The sequence below is a fragment of the Salipiger pentaromativorans genome (assembly GCF_024721115.1).
GTDB lineage: Bacteria > Pseudomonadota > Alphaproteobacteria > Rhodobacterales > Rhodobacteraceae > Salipiger > Salipiger pentaromativorans.
In genome coordinates this window covers 471,110-486,313 of the sequence record NZ_JAMDHK010000003.1, presented here as the reverse complement: position 1 = coordinate 486,313, position 15,204 = coordinate 471,110, and the positions used below count along the sequence as shown (strand labels likewise).

Below are 15,204 nucleotides of genomic sequence, written 5' to 3'. Positions count from 1 at the left end.
GCGGGCTGCTTGGGCATGATGGGGCTTCCTTCTTCGTCCCGCAAAGTCTATACCAAACCCCTCAGAGCGCGAGGTTTTTCAGACCTTCCATAGGTATGTCCATTCTTTTGCAGGAAAGTTGCATCTGTTTCTGTGAGGTGTCCAAGGGCATAGCGTTCGACAAAATCTCGGTTCGCCATGAAATAGCAACCCGAGTCATCTGCCATGATAATACGTTGGTCAGGAAACTCTCGAAAACTCAGCGGCCAAGTGTGCATCACATCACCAGCATCTGATATAAATTTTGCCGCATTGTCAGCGTTTCCTGAAAGATCTTTTCTCGATAGATTTGATATGAAATCTCGCGTTCGAACTTCCGGGCGTCCACGTCTTCGATGCCATGCAGCGTCACGCCATTTGGGACCCTCTCTATTTTTATCTCCGGAAACATGTATTTCAGGCGCAATATTGCCGCTGGAACGAATTCCTGGAGCTCGAGTGGAACGGGAATATCAACAATTGATTCCGAAGGCACGGCTGTGACCTTTTTGAACTATATTATTTTCAATTTTACGTAGATAATCCCGCTTTGAAAGTGCAAAAATATCTGCGTTGGTACCGTGATATTGCCCCAGGTTCGCTGAACCACACTTCGTCGCGCGGCCTGTGGATGACAACAGTACCCGCTTGGTGGCCTGTGTGTCGTGCTGCCCGACCGATCACGGCTCTCGATTTCAGAAAACCTGGGAAGCAGGAGCGCGGATATGTAGTTACTTTTTCGCAACGCGACCCGGGCTTCACACTTGCCTTTGCTCAACGATGATTAGGGTGGGGAATGAGCTGCCCGACTTGCGTCAGGTCAGGTCGTCTAGCCGAGCGTCTGGAGCGTTCGCTTTCACCGATGCTATCCCGTTTTCGCGAGCGGCTTCGCTGCTATAGGACTCGCTTGTGCCGATCACCTGGCCATTGGAGGCCTTTAGATTGAACATAGGTTTCCCGGCGATGGTTGTTTTTCGCTCGTATCTGGCATCGATTGTCGCATTCGTTCGAATCGAAGCGATGCCATTTTCCGCGCTTGCCTTTTGCTTGTAGCCTTCTCCAACGAGTATGGTTTCGCCATTTCCGGCCTTCAACCGAAAGCGATACTCACCGGCTTTGTCCTCATAGAGTTCGAACTTCCCTGCCATCACACACTCCTTGCGTTTTTGCACCTTGGCCTGCATGAGATACAATCCTGTGGCGTTTGACAAGAAGGTAAACTAGCATCGGTGGTGCCAGCCTAGAATATCATGCAGATCCTTTGGGCGCCCTCAGGTGAGCCGCAAAATAGGCAAATGTCTTTTCGGTTTCGACTGGTGACGGAGTAGTATTGCCGCCACGTCTCGCCGGCACTGGCTGCTGGAGCTCAGAGACACGGCCCGGGCGTCCTCCTTCTGCTAACATTGGCTCAATGTTTGGAGATCTCGTTAGCCAAACGGTTTGCGTGGTCGGCAACGGCCAGGCAACGATCGATCAGTTTGTCGAAACGCTCAGCGCCTTCAAGCAGGAGGCCGTCGTCGACCATATGCGCGTAGTCGGCCGCGAGCGCGGTGCGAGCCTCTCCGTTTGGGACCAGTTGCACATGGCCGTGAACCGCGGCTTCATAGTCCACGGGTGTTCCGTCGGCTGTCTTCTCCGGGAAGAACATGCGCTTGTGCCGCGTCACTGCAGAGGCAAGGTCGCGGTCGGAAATGGCCAGATCCGCGATGCCTGCATCATCGAGGCGTACCAGGTCATGCCAATGGCGCGCGAAGCGCTCCCCGCGAAGCCGTCCCTGGACGCAGAAGACATGGATCGCTGTGGCCTTCTCCCAAAAGGTCCGCTCGGCATGCATCACGCGCGGTGTCACGGTCGGAAAGGTCACGCCCTCGATCAGCCCGTTTGCGTCGCAGGAGACGTCACGCAGGCTCGCCGGTTCGCCCGTCGACCTCGCGCCGAATTCCAGCATGACGCTGGGGGCGACATAGCCGGAGCCAGAAGAGGCGGCCTCGTAATCGATGAAAAGCTTGTCGCCATCTGCCCGTGTCGAGGCTGACAGCCCTTGCGCTGCAATGGCGTCCTGGATCAGGGGCTGCGTCGTTTCGACGACCCATTTCGGCAATCGATCCCGAACAGCTTTCGACCAGCGCTTTTCCTCACTGCGTGTGGTTGGCAGGGGTTCGGCGCGTTCGCCTACCAGATCAGGCGCGATTGCCCGAATGTCATAGGTCAGATCAACATCTTCAGAGAAGCGCTGGATCACCCATAGGCTTTGGAAAGGGATGTTCCGCCCTTGAAAACGAGGTGCTCACCAAGCTCGGAACTGAAGAGGGTCTGAAGGGCCCAGACAACCCAGACGTCCTTTTCGAGCAGGTGCGCGGGCCGCCCGGAGCGATCTGCAGCTACGGCCAGGGCTTCCTTGCGGTCTGCAGGCGGCAAAGACAGGAAGGGTTCAGACATGCGCCGCCTTTCCGACACTGCGTGCAAGCCAGGTCGGGAACTGCGGTGCTGCGGTTACCAATTCGTCAAACGCCGCTGCGGGCAGTTTCTGCTTCAGCGATCTCAGAGCTGTCTCTGCCTGTTCCGGCCCGAGCCAGGCCAGGGCGCGAACAGCACTGCCAGCCGGCCTCTTCCCGAGGGCGAGTTGCCATCGGGGGGCGTGGCGCAGTTCCACGAGTTGTTTGCCCAATGAGAGCGTGCGGCTGCGACCCGAGGTCAGGTACACGGAGCGAACAGGCACTTGCGTGGTCAGGCCGAGTGCATTCGCTTCGGCGGCGCCGGTTGGAACGATGACTTCGCCACGTTGCGCCGCGAGGGCCTCGACGGCCTGTTCCACGGACGGAGCGCGCGTTCCAAACCGGCTTTTGATCGGTCGCAGGTAAACGCCGCGCCCGGCACGGATCAACTGGCCGCGCTCGGCAAGGCGCGACAACGCCTGATCCACACCGGCACGGCTGCCGAGGTGCAGCAGGCCCTTTGCGGCAAGTGGCGCTCCTTCCGGAAGTCCCTCTGCATGGGTCAATATCTGTTCTGCAAGGTGCTGCATGATCGTTCTCCTGTCAGAAATATACGCAGTTTTCTGACAGATTCAATCCGTGCTGTTGAGCGAGGTGAAGAGGGTGGTGGCTTCGTGACGTGGGTAGCAGGTTGGCCTTCGGCGATTTTCAGAGGGGAACACGCCTACCGAAGGCCCTGCAGTTGCAGGCATTCCTTGACGGCTGCAGCCCGCCTCTTGTCCAGGTACTCGGCCAGATCATCGATATGGACGCCTTTGGCGCATTTCTGGGACGCTTCCATGCGGACGAGGGGGAGGGCGATGGAACCAGCCGAGACTTTGCGGATGAACTTGTCGGTACTCAGGCCGAAAAAATCCCTGGCGACATCCTCAGCGGGAATGATCGGTCGCCCGGAATACATCGCTATCAAGAGAAACGCCGTGTTCATGATCCCGGAATGAAACACGATCGCAGAGATGGGAGAAGGGCGCGCAGCCGGTTGTCGGGGAGACGGATAGCATAGAGCGCAAATCGGACGGGAGCGTTGGATCGCGGAGATTTTCTGAAGCGTGTGAATGGGTAGGGTGCAGGCGCTTAGGCCTTTTGGGCGCGTGTCACCACGCCAGGCAAAGCTACTGGAAAGAACGCGACATCAGTGCACCATTTGCGGTGCAGACAGCCCGATATCTCACTGGAGGCGCTACCACTCTGACGATGCCGGCAGGAGGAGGGTCATCCAGGCCCGAGGCACCGCCTTGACGGCCGAGCCCTCTGCGCTCACCGACCAGAAGGCTTTGGTTTGGGCTGATGCATGCGTCGGCTGGTGTTCTTGCGGAAGGTATTGCGCAGATCCTTGTTGATCAGCTCGATGTCGAACCAGTCCGGATCGAAATGCCCGCCGGCCCAGCGAAGGTTGGAGCTGTGGTCCTCGTGGTTCGGATCGCGGATGGTCTCGAGGAAATCGGCATAGGACCAGGGGCCGCCGACGTCCTCGGGCGGCCGGGCACGTGCCCCTTCGGTGCATTCTGCGTGGCGGGGCAGGGGGTCGAGGGACAGCCACTCCTCGATCCGGATCACATGGGTCCAGTCATCGCCAAAGTCGTAGAGGTAAGTGAATGTCAGATCCTGGCCGGTGAAATCCGCCAGCCTGACCTCGGTGTAGTCGAAGATCTGCGGGCCCCCGAAACCATCCTCAAGCTGATCGGGGTCTCCATAGCGCAGCCCGCCGATCCGGAACTCATGCAGATGGCTGTCGGTCCAGCTGAACGCGGCCTGCAGCACCAGATGCAGCCTGTCGAGCGTCCAGTCCGACGGCACGACAAGTCGCCGCCAGATCGGCGGGTCAATCTCCGCCAGAGAGACATGCAGGCGGACGGCATTCGCGGGCTGGTACAAGGCAGGTCTCCCCGATCAGATCGCAAAATCCTCGAGCGATTTTCCCGAAGCCAGCGCCTCGGCGATCCATGCCGGTTTGCGCCCACGGCCGGACCAGGTGATTTCGGCGTTTTCCGGGTGGCGGTACTTGGGCGCAGAGGTCGCGCGTTTCCGGGTGGGAGCGGCTTCCGCAAGCTCGTCGAAACTGAAACCGAGTTCGCGGGCCAAGTCGTCAACCTTGGCGCGGGCCTCGGCCTTGCGACGGTCCTCGAAACTGGCGATGGCCTTCGCAACATTCTTTTGCAACTGCTTCAGCTCGGGAAGCGACAAGGCGTTAAGATCGATATCCGTCATTTGGTTCTCTTTTATTGCCCGTTGGCTTTGAGCCCGAGCTCGCGGGAAGGAAGGCGTCTGGCGCTGGAAAACAGGCACCGCGATTGCGTGTCAGATAAGCGCAGATATCCTGGGGATTACAACACGTCGGGGATTGGGGCTCGCGAGTGTTGGCTTTTGCCTTTTTCAGGCTTGGCTCGGCTGAATGCGAGGATTGTCTGGGGGAACGGCTTCCCCCTGGTCGGCATTGGCGTTGCCGACCGACATACCCCCATCAGGGGGAGACCCCGCAACGCCCCCTGAGAGTGAAAGTGCGGGCGGGTTTTCCGTGACGGGTTGAGGGCTGGAGGAGAGGCCTCCGGCGCCCGTCGCGGAGATCATCCCGATGGCCAGAGAGCATCGCGCGGCCCGCAAGAGCGGTCCGCGCACGAACCTTTATGACGACATCACCGACAAGATCATCGCCGAGCTGGAGGAAGGCCGGCTGCCCTGGGTTCAGCCCTGGGGGACGGCGGCGGCGCAAGCGCCGCTCGCCATGCCGTGCAACGCCAGCACAGGTCGGCAATATTCTGGGATCAATGTCCTGATCCTCTGGGGCGCGGTCATCCAGCAGGGCTATCCAACGCAGCACTGGCTGACCTTCCGCCAGGCGCTGTCGCTCGGCGGTAATGTCCGCAAGGGCGAGCGGGGCACGACAGTCGTCTATGCCGACCGTTTCACGCCTGAAGACGAGAAGCGCCGCGCCCGGGAGGCCGGGGAAGACGCCAACAGCATACCGTTCCTGAAGCGCTTTACCGTATTCAATGCGGCTCAGTGCGAGGGGCTGCCCGACGACATCGCCGTCGAGGCGCCGCCACCGCCGCCCGGGCTGATCGAGCCGCGGGTCGAGGCACTGATCGCCGCGACTGGTATCGACTTCCGGATCGGTGGCAACCGCGCCTTCTATGTTCCCGCGCTCGATTACGTGCAGGTGCCACCTCCGCAGGCCTATTTCGAGCCGATCAACTGGCACCGCACGGCGCTGCACGAGATGGGGCACGCGACAGGACATGCCTCACGGTTGGGGCGGGACTTCTCGGGGAATTTCGGCACGAGGAAATATGCCTTCGAGGAACTGATCGCCGAGATTTCGAGCGCGTTCTGTTGCGCCTCGCTCGGGATCGCCCCGACGGTGCGCCACGCCGATTACCTGGGCCCCTGGCTGGAGGTGATGCGCGAGGATTCCCGCGCGATCGTCCGCGCAGCCTCGCAGGCCAGCAAGGCGGCCGACTGGCTGCTGGCCCATCTGCCCGACGACAGCACCGATGTTGATCGGCAGACCCCGACGGACGGGAGGGCCGCGGCATGATCCTCCTGACCGACACACAGCATGACCGTTTGCTGGCGAATGGCCGCGATCGCGATCAGGATCACATCCCGGTCGTGAAGTTCTTCAATCCCTTCGGCGCCGGTGTCTGGCTTGCGACCGAGCTCGACCTGGACGGCGACATCATGTTTGGCCTGGCCGATATTGGCTACCCCGAACTTGGCTCCTGGAGCCTCAACGAACTGCGCTCCATTCGATTGCCCTTCGGCATGGGTATCGAGCGGGATCTGCTGTTCACGGGGGATTTCCCGATCTCGGTCTGGGCCGAGGCCGCCCGCGAAGCCGGCAGCATCCGCGATGCCGAGCGCCTGCTTTACCGCTCGGGTCGCCTGTCGTCCGGGACATCCTCCGATACGGAGACTCGGCGTTCCTGATTTCCTGATTTCCAGCTTTCCGGCGCTTCTCCTCGTGACGCGGTGAAAGTTCGGCGCCCGGCTGGCTGCCCGTCGGAGAACAGCACCATGACACGAAACACGAGAACATACGCCGTCGAAGCACAGCCGCTCCGGTTCTCCGCTCAGGAGCAGGCCGTGGTCTATGAGGCCCGGCAGATCCTGCTGCGCCACCTCAGCCAGAACCCGGTCCTGACGTCCTGGCAGGCGGTGCTCGATTATTGCGCCCTCACCATCAGGGGCGATGTGGAGCGTTTCCATGTCCTCTATCTCGACCGCAGGAACCGGCTGATCTCCGACGAATGCCTCGCCATCGGCACGGTCGATCATGTCCCGGTCTATCCTCGGGAGGTGCTGCGGCGATGCCTGGCGCTCAATGCCTCGGCGCTGATCATCGTTCACAATCATCCGGCCGGCGATCCCGAGCCCTCGGCGGCCGACCTCACGATGACGAAAGAAATCCGAAACGCCTGTGCGTCCGTTGGGGTAGTACTCCACGACCACATCATCACCGGGGCTGGCCGGGAGACCAGCCTGCGTGCCCGCGGCGAACTCTGATGGTATGCGCGTTCATCCGCGGCTCGGCCATGAGAGTGAAAGGAGTGGGGGGAGTTTCGTGATGGGCTGGTTGCCGGAGAGAGAGGCTCCCCGGCGTCCGTCATGGAGACCCTGACATGGCCACTGCCACTCAGAAGATCACCCTGTCGTCCTCGCGCGACATCCCCTTCAACAAGCTGGTGCTCAGCCAGTCCAACGTCCGGCGGGTGAAGGCCGGCATCTCGGTCGAGGAACTGGCCGAGTCCATCGCCCGCCGCGGGCTGATCCAGTCCCTGCATGTCCGGCCCGAGCTCGACGCCGACGGTCAGGAAACCGGCCTTTTCGAGGTGCCGGCTGGCGGCCGCCGCTATCGCGCGCTGGAGCTTTTGGTCAAACAGAAGCGCCTGAACAAGACCACGCCGGTGCCCTGTATCGTCTCGGAAGCCAGTGACGACATCCTGATCGACGAGGTCTCGCTGGCCGAGAATATCGAGCGTGCGCCGCTGCATCCGCTCGACCAGTTCCGCGCCTTCCAGGTCCTTCGCGAGAAGGGCATGAGCGAGGAGGAAATCGCCGCCGCCTTTTTCGTCGACGCCAGGGTCGTGAAGCAGCGCCTGCGTCTGGTCTCGGTCTCGCCAGCGCTGCTCGAGACCTATGCGGAGGACGGCATGACGCTGGAACAGCTCATGGCCTTCACCGTCTCTGACGACCATGCCCGGCAGGAACAGGTCTGGGAGGCGATCAAGGATAGTTGGCAGAAGGAGCCCTATACCATCCGTCGCATGCTGACCGAGACCACGGTGCGGGCCTCCGACAAACGGGCGCTCTTCGTGGGCATTGAGACTTACGAGGCGGCGGGCGGCTATGTGCTGCGCGATCTCTTTCAGCAGGACGATGGCGGCTGGCTTCAGGACCCGGTGCTTCTCGCCCGGCTGGCAGGCGAGAAGCTGAAGGCCGAGGCCGAAACCATCGCCGCCGAGGGCTGGAAGTGGATCGAGGTCGCCGTGGACTTCCCCTATGGCCATACCAGCGGCATGCGCCGTCTGGCCGGTACCACCATCGACCTGACTGACGAGGAACGCGCCGCGCGCGAAAAGCTCCGGGACGAGTTCGATACCTTGGAGGCGGAATATGCCGAGGCTGACGAACTGCCCGACGAGGTGGATGCGCGCCTTGGCGAGATCGAGGAGGCTCTGAACGCCCTCGAATCCCGGCCGATGCACTATGACGCGGACCAGGTGGCGAGGGCCGGTGTCTTCGTCAGCATCCGCCACGACGGCCAGCTCGCCATCGAGCGCGGTTATGTTCGTGCCGACGACGAGGCGGTGGAAGGTCAGGAAGGGCAGGGTGCCGATGGTTGTTCTCCCGAGGGCGGCGAGTCCAGTGGTGTGCAGCGCGCGGTCATCATGGTGGGTGGCACGGCGACGGAACCCGAGGAGGACGATGAGGTTGAGACCATCCGGCCTCTGCCCGACCGTCTCGTCAGCGAGTTGACCGCGCATCGCACGCTCGCGCTCCGCGATGCAGTGGCGACGAACCCGCATGTGGCGATGACGGCGCTTCTGCATCGGCTGGTCACCGATTGCTTCCTGCCGCATTCCACCAGGGGGTGCCTCGAAGCCCATGTCCGGGAAGTTCATTTTCCGGCGCAGGCCGACGATCTGGGCGAAAGCGCCTCGGCGCGTGCCGTCGCCGAGCGGCACGAACGTTGGGGCGATCATATACCGGCCGACGATGCCGCGCTCTGGGACTGGCTGGCTGATCGGGACGATGACACTCGGATGGAGTTGCTCGCCCATTGCGTCAGCTTCGGCGTCAACGCCTTGCACGAGAAGCCCAACCCTTATGGCGGTATGGGCGTCAGCCAGCACGGGCTCGACCTGCGCCTGTCCCAGGCCGACAGGCTGGCCCGGGCGACGGGCCTCGACATGGTGGCCGTGGGGTGGCGGCCGACCGTCGGCAACTACCTCGGTCGCGTGACCAAGCCGCGGATCATCGAGGCGGTGCGTGAGGGCGCCGGCGACCGTGCGGCCCAGCTCATCGACCACCTCAAGAAGGGCGACATGGCCCAGGAGGCCGAGCGGCTGCTGGCCGAAACCGGCTGGTTGCCGGAGCCGCTGCGCATGGTCGATCGCGATGCCGATATCGCGATGGACGCCGAGGTCGATTCGGAGGCGGATGATCTGCCTGAATTCCTTGTTGGCGATGGCGAGGATGAAGACGCCACGGAGGACGAGGAGCAGTCCATGGTCGCCGCCGAATGATGCTCAGGCGGGGTGGCCTTTGCTTCCCCGCCACATCCCTTCCGTTTCCGCAGCTCGCCCGGTCCTCGTGACCGGGCTTTTTCTTTGGAGAACCCTGATGCCTGCAACGATCGATATCGACCGAATATTCCGTGAGAACCGCGCCAGTCCGCCATCCGAACGCACGCTGCCCTGGGAGGAAACCTGCGACGGCATCACCGTAGTGGTGGAGCCGAAGCCCCATTGGGCGGACGACATGCGCGCCTTCCGTCTCGAAAGGCGAGAATACTGCCGCTACACCGATTGGGCCGCGAATGGCGGTCATGCCCGGTTCTACGGTCATATCGACACGAACGGCGATGAGGTGATGATGAGAGCGCGGGCGATGATTGCGCGCGAGATCGCTGATGGTCTTTGGGATTGAGCCTTACGTCGCGTTGAAAACGTGCAAGGAGTTTCCCGGGGCTTATCGGCGCGGTGGGTTTGGCAATCTCGGCCCGATCATCGGTACCTCTTTCCAGAGCTGCGGACGATCCGCGCTTAAGGGCAACTTGGACTGTTGCCCGAGCTGGGCCTTCATCCGCCCTCAACAAGACGTGCTTTCCATCGGAGAAATGACGCATGACGACCTTTCTTATCTACCCGCTGGCTGCCCTGGCCGAGATCGCAGGCTGTTTCGCGCTCTGGTCGTGGTGGCGCGGCGCTTCTATCTGGTGGCTCATGCCGGGCGTGACGAGCTTGGTCCTCTTCGGCGGGCTGCTCGCTTTGATCGATACCGAGGCCGCGGGCCGCGCCTTTGCTGCTTATGGTGGGGTTTACATCATCACGTCGCTGCTTTGGATGTGGAGCATGGAGGGGCAGCGACCGACCCTGTGGGACCTGACCGGGGGCAGTCTGTGCCTCCTTGGCGCCTTCGTCATCCTGCTTGGTCCCCGCGCAGTCTGATGCCCTGAGCCTGTCCTGTCCTGCTGCGCCACACCGAGGTTTGCCGTCAGGAAAAATATATGTTGCGCAGCACCTTGCGGCGAGGGGGGCGACCTTCCAGATAGTCGGGATTGTGTCGACGTCAGCCCCGCGGAGTGGCAATCATGATAGAAACCTGGGTGCCGCTGCTGGGCGGTCTGATTTTGCTGGTTGCCGGGGGAGAGCTTCTGGTGCGCGGGGCCGTGCAGGCGGCCGAGCGCATCGGGATCTCGCCACTGGTGATCGGCCTGACGCTCGTGGGTTTTGGAACTTCAATGCCAGAGCTGGTGACATCGGTGCAGGCGGGGTTGAACGGATCGCCGGGCATTGCTTACGGCAACATTGTGGGCTCGAATATTGCGAACATCCTTCTGATCGCAGGCGTGTCGGCCCTCATCTGTCCGATCGTTGTTGCGCGCTCCGCACTTCGCAGGGATGCCATCGTGATGCTGGCGGTCGCAGCAGGCTTTGCGGTACTCGCCTGGGTCGTGCCCATGGGGCGGATGGCGGGTGCTGGGCTCGTGGTCATGCTGATCGGTTACATCTGGTTCGTGATCCATCAGGAAAGGGTCGCGGCCGATGGAGGAGCCCTGCACGACAAGAGCCTGGCGTTGGCAGAGGTCGACCCGGGACTTGCGCCGCCTCATGCGGTGAAGCGTCTTGCCGTCCCCATTCTTATTGCCCTTTCCGGCTTGATACTTGTGGTCGCCGGCGGATCTTTCCTTGTCAGCGGAGCTGTGGCGCTGGCGCGCGGGTTCGGGGTCTCCGAGACGGTGATCGGATTGACCATCGTGGCGGTCGGTACCTCCATGCCGGAGCTGGTCACGTCGGTCATCGCCGCCTTGAAACGCCATGGGGATGTGGCGTTCGGCAACGTGGTCGGGTCGAACATTTACAACATTCTCGGGATCGGGGGAACGACCGCCCTTATCGCCCCGTCACAGGTCCCATCCGAAATCGCAGGGTTCGACGCGCCCGTGATGGTCGCGGTGTCACTGCTCTTGGTGCTGTTTGCAGCTACCGGCCTGAGGATCGGTCGGCGTGAGGGTGCGATTCTTGTAGCCGGATATGTCGCCTACCTCTGGATGCTCTGGCCGTGACGTAGGTACCGCTCTGCCGTCAGATTTCGGCTGAGTTTCAGCAATGGCACGGCAGTCCCATCAGCTCAAGCCGGGGGCTGCCTTAGAGCAAACCTGAAGCTCCAAAGAGGGGGCGGCGCCCTCATGCGCGTCTTCAAGCAGGAAGGGTGGCATCCCTTTGTCGCACGCGTTCGGGAGCCGGAAACGGAGACAAAATTTGGTCTTCCCAATGCCGGCCAAAACCCACTCCCGCACGAAGCGGGCAGTGTGTCGTCTCAGTCGGGACAGAAATCAAATTTCGATATCGATACCGGTCTGAAGCAAGGCCGCAACTTCGGTCTGGATGGGCGTCATCAGATCGACGTCGAGCTCCGGGGTCTCGATGCCGACAACGAGCGCATAACGGGCCTTGCTGTCCGCTCGCCCCAGGGCTCGCCTTTCTCGCCACCAGCCCGAGATCGGGTAGACATAGAGGAAATCGCGCTCCACGAGCTCGACGGCGCTGCCCTCCCAGATATCCATGTGAATGGAGCCGGCTGAGATCGACTTCGGCCCGAAGAACCAGCCGTCGTTGTCTTCGTTGATCGGGCGAGGGTCGTTTTCGCCACGGTCATCCTTGTTCACCCGGCGCAGGAAATTCCCGTCGGTTTCGCGTGCCCGCTTGAGGTCGAAGCGCAACCCAAAAGACTGATATCGGGCAGGATCGATTGCGCTTGCAAAGCTTGGGTTCGGCTCGACAAAATATGAGAGCGTCACCTTGAGGCGCACAGGCTGGTCGCCCAAATCCTCAAGGACTTGTCGGGGCCAGGGCAGGCGGTAGACATGAGCATCCGAGAAGCGCACGCTGCCATTCTCGACCCGGAACGGTTGGATATATTGCTCGGCGACCAACGCAAGATCATCGCGGGCCGAAGCAAGGGCGCGCCGAACATCCGGTACCCCGTATCCGTATTTTCTTGCGAGTGCCTTTCTGTCCGACTTTGACGCGGTCGCGTTGAATTCCGCAAGCATATGCGGCGTCCACCGGGCGCTGTGCACGGTCAGGGCGCGGATGGTTTCAGGCCAATACTCCGGGTGCTCAGCCATGATCCGCGTCGTAAGCCGTGCCGCTTGCGCTGTCGCTGCGCTGGTTGCCCAGAACGGTGTCACCGGATGCGGAGCGACCGATTTCGCCGTGGTCAGCACAGAGAGGGAAGGGAGGCCGGACAGTGCCTCAAACCCTGATCTGCTCAGCGCGCGGTTTCCAGCTTCAAAGACGATCTCCGGCTTGATCGGCGACTGCCCCGAGCGCCAAAGCGCGCTCGTTCGACTGTAGGGGCTGCGGTCCCCGGGAGGTGACCATCCGCGCCAGTCTCGGTAACCGGCTTCTGCGATTTCTGATTTCAGAGTTGTGCCGCCGACCGTCAGGACATTCCATGCCTGTGCAGGATCTTCTCCCGGAAACGCGTCGCCATCGGCAATGTCCTGGGCGCGCGAGCTGTCCGCGATGTTGCCGATCGCCTGGACGAAGAGGCGCCGAATATGGTCCGGGCCTTCCTCGATCGCGTCCACGCCCGCCGAGATCTGGTCGAGAGCAGAGCTCCAGGCCGTGGGCTCCGCTCCCGACCGGTTTTCATTGGTTACGGCCATGCAAAAGACCCTCGGCCGCTCGGCAGCCGATATCTCCGGAAGCGAGCTGGCGGAGGTTGTGATCGCACCATAGGAGCCGGGATCATTTTGCTCGAATCCGTCCGGCGGAAGGATTTTGACGGACTCGAGGCGATGTGCAAGGATTGGACGCGACGCATCTCCCAACGGCATTGTCAGGTCGCCGTGGAGCGCCAGCCCGGCCATTCCGGATCCATGCCCGCTGGGACTATCATCATCCACACCCCAATCTGCGTGCACAGCGTGCATGTCACCCGGAGCCAGGGCAGGTTCAATCAGCGGATGGCCGCGGTTCACACCCGTATCGAGGAGGCACACCGCGGGCACGTCGCGGCCTGGCCAGGTGATCCTTTCGGCCAGATCATCTACGAACGCGTTCGCCATTTCCTCGAGTTCATCCGTGAACACCGTCGGCGTATCGCTCGCTCGCCGGATCTCGGAAATGCCTCCCGTTGAAAACAGCAGCATCTCGATTGCTGCTCTGCGCCCATGCACCGGAAGAACCACGACTTCGGGGAAGTGCAGCCAGTTGTCTTCGCCCCCGACGGTCAGGCCGAGCCGCTGAGCGCTGGTCTCGACACGTTCGAGGCGGTCGGCAAAACACCATAAGGCCCACCACATTTCCGCCTGCGGATCATCGGGCAGAGCCAGAGGATCGTCGCGCCAGAACGTTCGCAAGCGCGCGGCGCGGATATGCTCGACAGGCTCGACGCGGGACTTCTTAGGGGCCTCGGCACCTTCGTCAACTTCCGTAAAGGCGTAATCCCTGAAAACCGCCTCAAAGACATCTCTGGTTTCATCGGGGACGAAGAGGGCAATGCGCCGCGCACCGGTTTCGGAAAGTGTGACGGCGCCCTGGCGTGTGCCCTCGCGCGTCTTCTCCAGCGTGGTCGGTCCCACAGAAGGTGCGAGCTCCACCTCAAGGTAGACGCCGTCGGATGCTGGAGCTCCCTCAGGTGCCCCCAAATCCTCTCGTCCGAGATCAGACGCCTCGAAGGCGGCTTCCAGTTCGCCGACAATGCGCTGGCCATGTTCCTCGCGGATGCGCTGGAGCGGCCGTTGTCGGGCGTTACTGCCTGGGGACTTGTAGTCGCGGGTTGTCGAAAGACCGCTCAGGTCGATGTGACGGTGCTCGTAATCAGCCAATGTGCCCCTGTTCTTCAGAGAACACCGTTCTCATGGCCTGGCGTTTGCGAAGCTCGCGCGTCAGATCGGCGGTGGAAATCTGATTTCGTTCTGAAAGGATTGCCGCTTTCACGGCCTCTTCTGCCGCATGGACAATCTCCGCCTGACTGAGGCAGGTGGCCGCGGCAACAATGGTTTTCCAATTTATCTTGGGATATTTCATCGGCGACAGATGGGCCTTGATAATGGCGCGCACTTCATCTGCTGATGGCATCTCGAACTGCAGAACTTCATCGAAGCGCCGCAATAGCGCGCGGTCGAGAAGAGAGGGATGGTTCGTAGCGGCCACCAGAACACTGTCGGTCGCAGAAGGCTCTTCCATGAACTGCAGGAAGCTGTTCAGTACCCGCCGCATTTCCGCGACATCATTCGTCGCCAACCTGTTGCTGCCCACGGCATCGAATTCATCAAAGAGATAAACACCTCTGCGCTTCTGCGCTTCGTCGAAAACCAGACGCAGTTTGGCGGCCGTTTCCCCCATAAAGCGCGTGATCAGGGTTTCGAGACGGATCACGAACAGAGGAAGATGGAGTTCGCCCGCGAGTGCCTCGGCGGTCATCGTCTTCCCCGATCCCGGAGGTCCGGCAAAGAGGAGGCGGCGGCTCGGTGTCTTCCCATGTTCCCGGAGCCAATCCCGACGCTGTTGCTGAAGCACAACCGCTTCGAGATGACCTTTCACCTCTGCATTCAGCACCACATCGGCAAGATGGATCTGCGGGTCCCGCAGATCGAGAAGGCTGTCGAGGTCTCCACGCGGCCGAGAAAAGGCGATCGGGACAGACGCCCGCGTCCCGCGCTGTGAACGTGCGGCATCCACTGCCGCACGGATATCCTCTGCGGTCGCACGGTGTCCCTGGCGGGCCTCGCCAGCCGCAACCTGAAGCGCGATGGAGAAGAACTGTTCTTCATCGCCTTCCGCCTGGCTTCTGAGCATCGCCAGTATCTGTTTCGCATTTGACACCGCGTCGCCCCAGTCGTCTGTCTTTTCGTCGAATCCTAATTGACTCTCGCGGTTTTGGAAAGATCGGCGTGATCGAAACAAGTCGCACATGGGCATATTTGTTGTGCCCGCAGGTGCGCGTTGCGGGGCTT

The 15,204-nt window shown here is 61.6% G+C and carries 17 protein-coding genes; 7 read left to right on the top strand and 10 right to left on the bottom strand.

Annotated elements, in window-relative coordinates; all coding sequences use genetic code 11:
* Window positions 1–256 precede the first annotated feature (256 nt).
* The 8 genes from M4578_RS08265 to M4578_RS08230 form a co-directional block, all read right to left on the bottom strand.
* Window positions 257–514 carry a hypothetical protein gene (locus M4578_RS08265; RefSeq protein WP_258092965.1) on the bottom strand — a complete coding sequence of 86 codons (258 nt, stop codon included), beginning with the start codon at window positions 512–514 and terminating at the stop codon, window positions 257–259.
* A gap of 319 nt (window positions 515–833) precedes the next feature.
* Window positions 834–1,202, bottom strand: a complete 369-nt coding sequence (locus M4578_RS08260) for a YegP family protein (RefSeq protein ID WP_258092964.1) — start codon at window positions 1,200–1,202, stop codon at window positions 834–836.
* Window positions 1,203–1,426: 224 nt separating this feature from the next.
* The gene (locus M4578_RS08255; RefSeq protein ID WP_258092963.1) at window positions 1,427–2,260 is read right to left on the bottom strand and encodes a nucleotidyl transferase AbiEii/AbiGii toxin family protein; all 834 of its coding nucleotides are present in this window, start codon (window positions 2,258–2,260) and stop codon (window positions 1,427–1,429) included.
* Window positions 2,257–2,457 carry a nucleotidyl transferase AbiEii/AbiGii toxin family protein gene (locus M4578_RS25845; RefSeq protein WP_258092962.1) on the bottom strand — a complete coding sequence of 67 codons (201 nt, stop codon included), beginning with the start codon at window positions 2,455–2,457 and terminating at the stop codon, window positions 2,257–2,259. Before M4578_RS25845 ends, M4578_RS08255 begins: the two co-directional genes overlap by 4 nt.
* Window positions 2,450–3,043 carry a DUF6088 family protein gene (locus M4578_RS08245; RefSeq protein WP_166191274.1) on the bottom strand — a complete coding sequence of 198 codons (594 nt, stop codon included), beginning with the start codon at window positions 3,041–3,043 and terminating at the stop codon, window positions 2,450–2,452. The genes M4578_RS25845 and M4578_RS08245 overlap by 8 nt, the downstream gene beginning before the upstream one ends.
* Window positions 3,044–3,177: 134 nt before the next feature.
* On the bottom strand, window positions 3,178–3,441 hold the full coding sequence (locus tag M4578_RS08240; RefSeq protein WP_020043354.1) for a pyocin activator PrtN family protein: 264 nt from the start codon (window positions 3,439–3,441) through the stop codon (window positions 3,178–3,180).
* A 329-nt stretch (window positions 3,442–3,770) separates the two neighbouring features.
* Window positions 3,771–4,388: a plasmid pRiA4b ORF-3 family protein gene (locus M4578_RS08235; RefSeq protein ID WP_258092961.1), complete on the bottom strand. Its 618-nt coding sequence runs from the start codon at window positions 4,386–4,388 to the stop codon at window positions 3,771–3,773.
* A 15-nt stretch (window positions 4,389–4,403) separates the two neighbouring features.
* A complete protein-coding gene (locus tag M4578_RS08230) occupies window positions 4,404–4,721 on the bottom strand; it encodes an H-NS histone family protein (protein WP_258092960.1) in 318 nt (105 codons plus the stop codon).
* Window positions 4,722–5,085: 364 nt separating this feature from the next.
* On the opposite strand from M4578_RS08230, the gene M4578_RS08225 reads away from it, so the two are divergent.
* The 7 genes from M4578_RS08225 to M4578_RS08195 all read left to right on the top strand — a co-directional run bounded on the left by M4578_RS08225 (window position 5,086) and on the right by M4578_RS08195 (window position 11,301).
* The gene (locus tag M4578_RS08225) at window positions 5,086–6,048 is read left to right on the top strand and encodes an ArdC family protein (protein ID WP_258092959.1); all 963 of its coding nucleotides are present in this window, start codon (window positions 5,086–5,088) and stop codon (window positions 6,046–6,048) included.
* Window positions 6,045–6,440, top strand: coding sequence for a DUF2958 domain-containing protein (locus tag M4578_RS08220; protein ID WP_258092958.1), 396 nt, complete (start codon window positions 6,045–6,047; stop codon window positions 6,438–6,440). Before M4578_RS08225 ends, M4578_RS08220 begins: the two co-directional genes overlap by 4 nt.
* An 87-nt stretch (window positions 6,441–6,527) precedes the next feature.
* Complete coding sequence (locus M4578_RS08215) at window positions 6,528–7,016, top strand: JAB domain-containing protein (RefSeq protein ID WP_258092957.1); 489 nt, start codon at window positions 6,528–6,530, stop codon at window positions 7,014–7,016.
* Between the two features lie 116 nt (window positions 7,017–7,132).
* Window positions 7,133–9,259, top strand: a complete 2,127-nt coding sequence (locus M4578_RS08210; protein WP_258092956.1) for a ParB/RepB/Spo0J family partition protein — start codon at window positions 7,133–7,135, stop codon at window positions 9,257–9,259.
* A gap of 97 nt (window positions 9,260–9,356) precedes the next feature.
* On the top strand, window positions 9,357–9,662 hold the full coding sequence (locus tag M4578_RS08205; RefSeq protein WP_258092955.1) for a hypothetical protein: 306 nt from the start codon (window positions 9,357–9,359) through the stop codon (window positions 9,660–9,662).
* Window positions 9,663–9,859: 197 nt separating this feature from the next.
* Complete coding sequence (locus M4578_RS08200; RefSeq protein ID WP_258092954.1) at window positions 9,860–10,183, top strand: YnfA family protein; 324 nt, start codon at window positions 9,860–9,862, stop codon at window positions 10,181–10,183.
* 143 nt (window positions 10,184–10,326) lie between these two features.
* A complete protein-coding gene (locus tag M4578_RS08195) occupies window positions 10,327–11,301 on the top strand; it encodes a calcium/sodium antiporter (RefSeq protein WP_258092953.1) in 975 nt (324 codons plus the stop codon).
* A 270-nt stretch (window positions 11,302–11,571) separates the two neighbouring features.
* Here M4578_RS08195 and M4578_RS08190 read toward each other — a convergent pair whose 3' ends face one another.
* Window positions 11,572–14,073, bottom strand: a complete 2,502-nt coding sequence (locus M4578_RS08190; RefSeq protein WP_258092952.1) for a S8 family peptidase — start codon at window positions 14,071–14,073, stop codon at window positions 11,572–11,574.
* On the bottom strand, window positions 14,066–15,163 hold the full coding sequence (locus M4578_RS08185; RefSeq protein ID WP_258092951.1) for an AAA family ATPase: 1,098 nt from the start codon (window positions 15,161–15,163) through the stop codon (window positions 14,066–14,068). The genes M4578_RS08190 and M4578_RS08185 overlap by 8 nt, the downstream gene beginning before the upstream one ends.
* Window positions 15,164–15,204 lie beyond the last annotated feature (41 nt).

Excerpts from the sequence above, each read along its gene's own strand:
- M4578_RS08260 (WP_258092964.1), bottom strand. The coding sequence starts at position 1,202 with ATGCAGGCCAAGGTGCAAAAACGCAAGGAGTGTGTGATGGCAGGGAAG.
- M4578_RS25845 (WP_258092962.1), bottom strand. The coding sequence starts at position 2,457 with ATGTCTGAACCCTTCCTGTCTTTGCCGCCTGCAGACCGCAAGGAAGCC.
- M4578_RS08245 (WP_166191274.1), bottom strand. The coding sequence starts at position 3,043 with ATGCAGCACCTTGCAGAACAGATATTGACCCATGCAGAGGGACTTCCG.
- M4578_RS08240 (WP_020043354.1), bottom strand. The coding sequence starts at position 3,441 with ATGAACACGGCGTTTCTCTTGATAGCGATGTATTCCGGGCGACCGATC.
- M4578_RS08230 (WP_258092960.1), bottom strand. The coding sequence starts at position 4,721 with ATGACGGATATCGATCTTAACGCCTTGTCGCTTCCCGAGCTGAAGCAG.
- M4578_RS08225 (WP_258092959.1), top strand. The coding sequence starts at position 5,086 with ATGGCCAGAGAGCATCGCGCGGCCCGCAAGAGCGGTCCGCGCACGAAC.
- M4578_RS08220 (WP_258092958.1), top strand. The coding sequence starts at position 6,045 with ATGATCCTCCTGACCGACACACAGCATGACCGTTTGCTGGCGAATGGC.
- M4578_RS08215 (WP_258092957.1), top strand. The coding sequence starts at position 6,528 with ATGACACGAAACACGAGAACATACGCCGTCGAAGCACAGCCGCTCCGG.
- M4578_RS08210 (WP_258092956.1), top strand. The coding sequence starts at position 7,133 with ATGGCCACTGCCACTCAGAAGATCACCCTGTCGTCCTCGCGCGACATC.
- M4578_RS08205 (WP_258092955.1), top strand. The coding sequence starts at position 9,357 with ATGCCTGCAACGATCGATATCGACCGAATATTCCGTGAGAACCGCGCC.
- M4578_RS08200 (WP_258092954.1), top strand. The coding sequence starts at position 9,860 with ATGACGACCTTTCTTATCTACCCGCTGGCTGCCCTGGCCGAGATCGCA.
- M4578_RS08195 (WP_258092953.1), top strand. The coding sequence starts at position 10,327 with ATGATAGAAACCTGGGTGCCGCTGCTGGGCGGTCTGATTTTGCTGGTT.
- M4578_RS08185 (WP_258092951.1), bottom strand. The coding sequence starts at position 15,163 with ATGTGCGACTTGTTTCGATCACGCCGATCTTTCCAAAACCGCGAGAGT.